2 protein-coding genes are annotated in these 1,797 nt (G+C 35.3%); both read right to left on the bottom strand.

The features are described from left to right. Positions 1 to 207 precede the first annotated feature (207 nt). Positions 208 to 558: a DUF5388 domain-containing protein gene (locus tag ACKTSF_RS14430; RefSeq protein ID WP_011222016.1), complete on the bottom strand. Its 351-nt coding sequence runs from the start codon at positions 556 to 558 to the stop codon at positions 208 to 210. A gap of 1 nt (position 559) precedes the next feature. Then, positions 560 to 1,360: a ParA family protein gene (locus ACKTSF_RS14425; RefSeq protein ID WP_407890272.1), complete on the bottom strand. Its 801-nt coding sequence runs from the start codon at positions 1,358 to 1,360 to the stop codon at positions 560 to 562. Between the last annotated feature and the right edge of the window lie 437 nt (positions 1,361 to 1,797).

The following is a 1,797-nucleotide window of genomic DNA, read 5'->3' as shown; positions in this document are numbered from 1 at the left end:
AAGTTAAGTGACAGCATTGATTGATTGTTATATGATTGTGTATGTCCTAAATGGACACAAGCAACGCTCCTAAGCAAAGCCTGTATGTACTGATTTCAGAAAAGCCCTCTATTCCGCATAATAGAGGACTTTTTTGTGTGCATTCTGCTTAATTTAAACGGACAAGTATACATCTAAAAGGTGAACGTGTCGTCTGAGAGCACGTGATTATTTACTTTTTACTTTGTTAGCATCGCCGGTTTCCAAAGTCTGTATTTGAGTCGTAAGCGTATTTTGTTCAGACTCAGTTAACGATTCAAAAAAAGTTTTTTGTAATTGGGCTAATCCGTTTTGTTGAGTTGAGCTATACCCTAAAATTACCATAGCTTTCATAAAGTTTTTTAGATGATTGTCAATTCTGAGCGTAGTATCAAAAGTAACACCATCTATTTGTTTAGACTTCGTTTTGTTTGATTCGTTTAGAGAAGATATGGAAATTTCTTTTTGGGGCTGGGGCGCCGATTTTCTAGGAATTATTTTGCTTTTATTTGAGTTAGGATTGTGTAAAAGTTCCACCATGCTAGTCCGCCCTTTCAATAATTTCTTGTGCCACAGAATCGTATAATCTAATTATTTTTTTATCGAACTGATCTTTTAGAAATACACCTCTGATTGAATATCTTTTGATTCTTTCCATATTACGAATTAGGGTTTTTAACATGTTTTCTTTCCCAAATTCTTCTTCTGTTACTTCTAATGTGCTGTGATCAACAGGCGCCCCATTCTTTAATAGCACAGGAAGTATACCGAGTAAATTCAAACTAGGTGCTTCGTATTCATCGATTACCTGTTCCTGTATATATTTTAGAAACGATTCGGCACCCTGAAGACTGTGCTCTTGAGTTTGAAGGATAATCAGAACCCAATCTGAAGCGTATAAGGCGCTATCAGAAATTAAGGAAATAGTCGGTGGCAAATCAAATACCACAAAATCATATTTTTCTTTTAGTGAAGCAAGTAGCTTGCTAAAATATGTAACTCTATCTTTATAATTATTTTTAAACTTTTTTTCCATAATCCGTGGGTACAATGAAAAATCTGCGCTTGATGGAATAAAGTCAATGTTTTTATCCAAAGTAACCAACGATCTTGATAAGTCCTCTTCTTGGATTGATGCAAGCAAGGTTTGATTAAATTTAATATCATCGTGGCCTAAATTAGCCGCGGTTTTAAAGTAAATATCTGTAGCGTTTGCTTGAGGATCGAAATCAATTAATAGCGTTTTTTTACCAGCACGAGCTAGTGCCAGGCATGCAAGCGTGGCATTTGTTGTTTTACCGGTGCCACCTTTAAAATTTCCAAAAGTAATTACTTCACCCATTATACTGACCTCCAATTAAGTATCCTAATATACAAGGATACTTGGATACAAGGATGATAACATACAAAGATACAAAGATACAAGGATACAAGGATACATTTCTTCTCAAAAGCCGTTAAATTAAGATTGACTGCAAGTATCCTAATATACTTAGATACAAGGATACAAGGATACTTAGATACAAGGATATGAATATACAAGGATACAAGGATACAAGGATACATAAAAAGAAATGTTGATTTATCACCAAACAACGAGTAATATTGGTTACATAAAATAGAACATAAAAAAACACCCACCAACGGGAATCGGTGAGCGCCACAAAAAAGTCATCATTGTTTAATGACTATTATATCATGGCCGGTGCGATTTTTAAAGCCCTAGGGGACAAGCTGGGGTCTAAATCCAAGGGGACACGTTTGCCAGTGCGACTTCAA

It is taken from the genome of Levilactobacillus muriae (assembly GCF_045862015.1).
Lineage (GTDB): Bacteria > Bacillota > Bacilli > Lactobacillales > Lactobacillaceae > Levilactobacillus > Levilactobacillus muriae.
The sequence above is the reverse complement of the archived record's forward strand: the minus strand, read 5'-3'. Positions and strand labels throughout refer to the sequence as shown.